Here is a 6,176-nt window from a genome sequence, read left to right as displayed (position 1 = left end):
TCACTCAAGAACACAAGGCAATTTTTATTAAATAGTCCAATTGACTATTATTTAGGTATTCGAATTCCACTTGAAAGCTTAACGCCATCTTTCCTTGTTGCCTGCAGACGAAAAAAAATCCCGGTGATCATTGTTACCATTAATAAAGTCGATGATTTATACAATGTACCATGGGGTTGGATTAGGGAATCCTATCATTCCTATCAAATTCCAATCATCCCTGAGTGGAAGATGAAAGAGAAAGGCATTTTTAATACTAATCGAAAAGAAATGATTTGGAGAGAGATTACCGAGGATAATCGAATCCCGACAATCCCAGTTTGCCCAAGTGAGGGTGAGCCACTTTCAATTGATATGTTAAAAAAGATTGGCATATACCCTGATAAAGGCGATATTCGTGTCGGTGGGGAACTGGATTACAATCTGTATGAATATGATTCAATAAGCTATTCAGTTGATGAAAAGCCAACTCTCGATTATCATAAACTTATACCTACTATCACCATGCATAAGGGTAATTTCACAAAAGTAGACGCCCAGGTATACTTTCGTTCCGGATTTGGTAATGAATGTAAAGTAAAAAAACCAGGCTATTTTGTATCTACCTATGATAATGACATATTGGTGAATGAGAGATAGATTCGAGGAGTTAAAAATTCATGCATAAATTAGAGAGTGCAATTCAGTTAGTAGAAGATGGTAAGGTTGAAGAAGGGCTTAAAGCCTTAAAACAGCTTAGAGAATACTCAAATGATGATGAGAAATACACAATCGCTGAAAATTACTTTAAATGGGGCTTTGTTGAAGATGCAAAAGAAATCGTTGAAGAATTAATATCACGATACCCCGATGAAGGCGAATTATTTGTTTTTTTAGCTGAAATCCTGATTGATCTTGATTTGGAAGAGAGAGCAATCGAGATTTTAGAACAAATTGCTGAGGATGACCCAGTATACTTAGAATCCTTAGTTTTGCAAGCTGATTTATTCCAAATGCAGGGTTTATATGAGGTTAGTGAACAAAAGCTACTGTTGGCAAAGGAAAAATCAGATGATGAAACGATTATTGATTTTGCTTTAGCTGAATTGTATTCCAGTCATGGCGAATATAACAAAAGTATTCCTTATTATGAGAAGGTTTTACGCAGGAATGACGAAATTGCAGGTGTAAATGTCAACGCCCGTATTGCGGAAAGTTATAGTACAACAGGTAAATTTGAAGAAGCCCTTCCGTATTATGAGGAAGCAATTAAAAAACAAGAAGACAGTAATACGTTGTTTGGTTATGGGGTAACAGCTTATCAAGCAAAATATTTTAAGAAAGCAATTGAGGTTCTAGAGCGACTAAAGGAACTTGACCCGGAGTATGGTTCCCTTTATTTATATCTTGCAAAGGCATATGAAGAAGAAGCGAGTTTCGCGGATAGTTTAAGGGTCTTATTAGAAGGGCTTGAAGTGGAATCGTTAAATAAAGAGCTTACTTTCTACGCCGGCAAAATATCTATGATGCTAGGTGATAAGGAAAATACCGAAAAATATCTTCGTGCAGCTGTGGCAATTGATCCAGGGTATGTGGAAGCTACCCTTCAGTTATCAAAGTTTTTGCAGCGTGAAGAAAGATTCGAGGATGTCGTGGAATGCCTAGATTCCGTCATGAGCTATGGGGAGTATGATGAACAATTTGAGTGGGATCTAGCCTTCTCAAAAAATAAATTAGAACAATATTCGGATGCATTAAACCATTACCGTCAAGCATATACTTCTTTTAAAGAAACTCCAGAGTTTTTAGAAGAGTTTGGATATTTCTTGATGGAAGACGGTAAACGACAAGAGGCAATTGAAGTATTTAAGGAACTCTTAAAGCTTGACCCGATGAAGTACGAGATTGAAGAATTAATTTCTGAACTGGAATAAGCTAAAGTTTTCATGTTTTTTGAAGGATATTTTGATCTAAATGTTGAAGTATATCAGTAAAACATTATTGGTACTTAATACTAGCAGAGGAGGGAAGCGTGCGATGACTACCCCTGTATCTGTCAACGAGAAAAAAGACTTCATTCGCTGGTTTCTGAATAATTATCAGCTAAAGAGAAGAGAGTGTGTTTGGATTCTAAACTATTTAATGAGCCATGACCAACTCATGAAAAATGTCCACTTTGTTGAGCAAGCTCAATACTGCCCTCGAGGTATCATAATGTCGACGCATTGTGTTGATGATGTACCATTCCGTTTTTATAAGGAAAATGTCATGACAACTGATGCTGAAAAGTCGTTTCATGATATTCGACTCAACAGGGAAGAAGAAATTTATATTCAACTTAATTTCAGATCCTCCTTCCATTCTCCGAATTATGTGGCTGTGCTTGAAGAGAATCCTTACATGCCAAAGCATCTTCAGGTGAATGAACAGGATAAAGAGATTGCAAAAAAATTTCTTGAAGAGTCCATTCATATGTTTCAAAAGGAGCATCTGTTAAAGCGAATTGATGAGGCGCTTGACAAACAGGATGAAACAGAGTTTCAGAGGCTGACTGAACAACTTAAACAATTATAAAATAGAGAAGTTCACATTTGTAGGGGCTGACAACGTGTCAGTCTTTTTTATTTTACCTAAATATGGTATGGTAGTTTGGGAGTTTGGCTTTAAATGTTAAAAAGAACATGCATTTGATTTAAGTAAAGCATAAGGGAAAGGAAGCATACATAATGAAATGGGTAACGAAGGATATGGATGTCTATTTACAAGCAAAGGAATATGTTGATACAGCTGTTATTCCATTAATTCCGGTTTCGCTTGAAGGAAATTTGAAAAATATAGTTTCAATGGGAGAGTTCATTTCCATCCTTTCTAATGAAGTGGAACGACAATTTAAAGGAAGAATCATACTATTTCCTGCCTTTACCTATTCGAATGGTGAAGAGTTAGAAATGGCAAAAAGTCGTTTAAACCAATGGACAAGCGATTTAAATGATGGTGGTATGAAGCATACTATTTTTATCACATCCGATACTAGCTGGAAGCAAGTAGAAGCTGATTTAAATGGTTCCCTTATTTGGCTACCAACCTTACCGCTTGAATATGTAGAAGAAAAATACAAGCAAACAATGCTACAGGATCAAATGAAACAACTTGTTACATTATTTACGAACATTTGGCAAAAGTAATATCAGCGCAAATATAGCAAGTATTTTTTGGTTTTTATCGTTATGTGAAAATAATATTAAAAAATTCCTATCTTTTCCTAAGAAAGTCACATAGTTGCCATTGTTTCAGCAAAACCTATTATTGACCTGTACCAAATATTGATATATCATGAGAATGTCCTAGTTTTTAATGTGTACAATTATGTCCGGAGTGGACTTAGCTTAGCATAGAGGGGGGAAAAAAATGAGCGAGAATAAACAACGGGTTTCAAGACGTCAATTTCTAAACTATACTCTAACAGGTGTAGGTGGTTTCATGGCAGCAGGGATGTTAATGCCTATGGTCCGCTTTGCAATTGACCCATTACTTCAGCCTGAAGCTGAACATGACATGGTACAAGTAGTAGGTGTAGATAAGATTACAAATGATCCACAAAAATTTGATTTTAAAGTAAATCAAACTGATGCTTGGTACGAATCAGACGTCGCATATTCAGCATGGGTTTATAAAAATGATAAGGGCGACATCGTTGCGCTTTCACCAGTTTGTAAACACCTTGGATGTGCAGTGTCTTGGGCTGAAGATCCAGCTAACCCGGATCGATTCTTCTGTCCTTGTCACTACGGTTTATATGAAAAGGATGGTAAAAACGTTCCTGGTACACCACCGATGGGCCCATTAGATCTTTATGACAGTCAAGTAAAAGATGGTTATTTATATTTAGGTAAAACAAAGCCAAATCCTGTAGGAGGAAAGTAATCAATGTTAAATAAGATATTTGATTGGGTTGATGAACGACTTGATATTACTCCTCTATGGGCAGATATTGCAGACCACGAGGTTCCTGAGCACGTAAACCCTGCGCATCACTTTAGTGCGTTTGTTTACTGCTTTGGAGGACTAACATTTTTTATCGTAGTCATCCAAGTTCTTTCTGGTATGTTCTTAACAATGTACTACGTACCAGATATCATCAACGCATGGAATTCTGTCTATTATTTACAAAATGAAGTAGCGTTTGGACAAATTGTTCGCGGAATGCATCACTGGGGAGCCAGTCTAGTAATCGTTATGATGTTCTTACATACTCTCCGTGTATTTTTCCAAGGAGCATATAAAAAACCACGTGAGCTTAACTGGATTGTTGGAGTACTAATTTTCTTTGTAATGTTAGCTCTTGGTTTAACAGGTTATCTATTACCTTGGGATATGAAAGCGTTATTCGCAACAAAGGTTACACTCGATATTGTTAACGCAACACCAATTTTAGGGCCATACTTAAAGACTTTAATTGCAGGTCATACTGAAATTGTTGGTGCTCAAACATTAACACGATTCTTTGCGATTCATGTATTCTTCTTACCAGCAGCATTATTCGGATTATTAGCTGCCCACTTTATCATGATTCGTAAACAAGGTATTTCAGGTCCATTGTAGGATCTAACTTTACCTTGATAATAAACATGTAAAAAACTCTTTTGAATGAAAATTCTCTTATAAAGGAGGGGACCGATAATGCATCGCGGAAAAGGAATGAAATTTGTTGGGGACTCCCGTATTCCTGTAAGTAATAAAAAGCATATTCCAAAGGATTACTCCGAATATCCCGGAAAAACAGAAGCGTTCTGGCCTAACTTTTTATTAAAAGAATGGTTAGTTGGTTCTGTATTCTTGGTTGCCTTTTTATGTTTAACAGCGGCACACCCATCACCATTGGAAAAAATCGCTGACCCTACTGCGTCAGGATATATTCCATTACCAGACTGGTATTTCTTATTCTTATATCAATTGCTTAAGTATTCATATGCATCAGGTCCATATACAGTAATTGGTGCACTTGTAATTCCAGGACTTGCATTCGGAGCGCTTTTACTTGCTCCATTCCTAGATCGTGGTCCAGAACGTCGACCATCTAAGCGTCCAATTGCAACTGGTCTTATGCTTTTAGCTATTGCTGCTACGTTTTACTTAACATGGGAATCTTCTTCCCAAGTAGACTGGGAAGCAAGAGCTGAATCTGCAAAAATTGTAGCAGAGGCAGAAATTGATAAGGAATCTGATGGATACTTATTATATCAAGAAAAAGGTTGTATCGGTTGTCATGGTGGAGACCTCGAAGGTGGACCTGCAGGTAAGGCGTTAGTTGATAACGGACTAGCACCTGAAGAAATTGCAGACATCGCAGTAAATGGTCAAGGTGGAATGCCTCCGGGTATGTTTGAAGGAACTGATGAAGAATTACAGAAGCTCGCTGAATTCATTTCAAGTGTAACTTCTAAATAAACAAACAAAAAGCTGACTTTCAGGGTCAGCTTTTTTTATTAGATTAATTTTAATTTTCCTTGACAAGGTAACCGTTTTTAAGAGAATCTTGAGGTAAGAATAAACGAAAGTTGGTACATAGATGAAGTGGATAACATATTTAATGGGGCAACGCTGGGTGCTCTGGATTCTTTTACTCATTAACATTCCTGGTACAATTTACGGTTATATTTGGTATGAAGGTCAATTGAACATTACACCACCAAAATTTTTAATTTTTGTTCCAGATAGATAGTCCAACGGCAAGCTTGTTTTTTTGCTTTGTGTTAATCGCATTTCTGTTGAGAAAAAATTGGCCACTTATTGAAGCGTTGGCAATCGTTACCCTTTTTAAATACGGGATTTGGGCGGTAGTTATGAATATTCTTACCTATTTTGTTGATGGACTTGATATTTATGGTTATATGCTTATTTTTTCTCATCTTGGTATGGCGATTCAAGGATTATTGTATGCTCCGTATTATCGCATTAAGCCGATTCATTTGGTGATTGCAGCAGTATGGACCTTACATAATGATGTAATTGATTATGTTTTCTTTATGATGCCAAGTTATAGTGTGTTGGATCAATATATTCCGCAAATCGGTTACTTTACGTTTTGGTTAAGTATGGTCTCTATCTTCATTACATATATTCTTTGTATAAGAAAAAACCGTTATCAATTAGAGCTTTCTTAATCAAATACGCTTTGGGTATTTGCGCCCGATTTT

At 36.5% G+C, this 6,176-nt stretch carries 7 protein-coding genes and 1 pseudogene; all 8 read left to right on the top strand.

The features are described 5' to 3' along the window. The coding region (locus V7147_RS22500) for a hypothetical protein (RefSeq protein ID WP_335370036.1) at window positions 1-639 on the top strand (639 nt) is incomplete at its 5' end. A gap of 20 nt (window positions 640-659) precedes the next feature. After that, a complete protein-coding gene (locus tag V7147_RS22495; RefSeq protein ID WP_335370035.1) occupies window positions 660-1,913 on the top strand; it encodes a tetratricopeptide repeat protein in 1,254 nt (417 codons plus the stop codon). Between the two features lie 103 nt (window positions 1,914-2,016). Further along, window positions 2,017-2,553, top strand: coding sequence for a ReoY family proteolytic degradation factor (locus V7147_RS22490; RefSeq protein WP_335370034.1), 537 nt, complete (start codon window positions 2,017-2,019; stop codon window positions 2,551-2,553). 152 nt (window positions 2,554-2,705) lie between these two features. Next, the gene (locus V7147_RS22485; RefSeq protein ID WP_335370033.1) at window positions 2,706-3,164 is read left to right on the top strand and encodes a YpiF family protein; all 459 of its coding nucleotides are present in this window, start codon (window positions 2,706-2,708) and stop codon (window positions 3,162-3,164) included. Between the two features lie 223 nt (window positions 3,165-3,387). After that, a complete protein-coding gene (locus tag V7147_RS22480; RefSeq protein WP_335370032.1) occupies window positions 3,388-3,903 on the top strand; it encodes a ubiquinol-cytochrome c reductase iron-sulfur subunit in 516 nt (171 codons plus the stop codon). A 3-nt stretch (window positions 3,904-3,906) separates the two neighbouring features. Beyond that, entirely contained in the window at window positions 3,907-4,581 is a 675-nt protein-coding gene (gene qcrB / locus V7147_RS22475; RefSeq protein WP_335370031.1) for a menaquinol-cytochrome c reductase cytochrome b subunit, read from the top strand. Window positions 4,582-4,659: 78 nt separating this feature from the next. Further along, complete coding sequence (locus tag V7147_RS22470) at window positions 4,660-5,427, top strand: menaquinol-cytochrome c reductase cytochrome b/c subunit (RefSeq protein ID WP_335370030.1); 768 nt, start codon at window positions 4,660-4,662, stop codon at window positions 5,425-5,427. 121 nt (window positions 5,428-5,548) lie between these two features. Then, window positions 5,549-6,143, top strand: a pseudogene (locus V7147_RS22465) (DUF1405 domain-containing protein). The last annotated feature ends 33 nt before the right edge of the window (window positions 6,144-6,176 follow it).

Origin of the sequence: Bacillus sp. JJ1521 (assembly GCF_036965165.1) — a bacterium.
GTDB lineage: Bacteria > Bacillota > Bacilli > Bacillales > Bacillaceae_L > Ferdinandcohnia.
This window is presented reverse-complemented; position numbering and strand designations above follow the sequence as displayed.

Excerpts from the sequence above, each read along its gene's own strand:
- V7147_RS22495 (WP_335370035.1), top strand. The coding sequence starts at position 660 with ATGCATAAATTAGAGAGTGCAATTCAGTTAGTAGAAGATGGTAAGGTT.
- V7147_RS22485 (WP_335370033.1), top strand. The coding sequence starts at position 2,706 with ATGAAATGGGTAACGAAGGATATGGATGTCTATTTACAAGCAAAGGAA.
- V7147_RS22470 (WP_335370030.1), top strand. The coding sequence starts at position 4,660 with ATGCATCGCGGAAAAGGAATGAAATTTGTTGGGGACTCCCGTATTCCT.
- qcrB (WP_335370031.1), top strand. The coding sequence starts at position 3,907 with ATGTTAAATAAGATATTTGATTGGGTTGATGAACGACTTGATATTACT.
- V7147_RS22480 (WP_335370032.1), top strand. The coding sequence starts at position 3,388 with ATGAGCGAGAATAAACAACGGGTTTCAAGACGTCAATTTCTAAACTAT.
- V7147_RS22490 (WP_335370034.1), top strand. The coding sequence starts at position 2,017 with ATGACTACCCCTGTATCTGTCAACGAGAAAAAAGACTTCATTCGCTGG.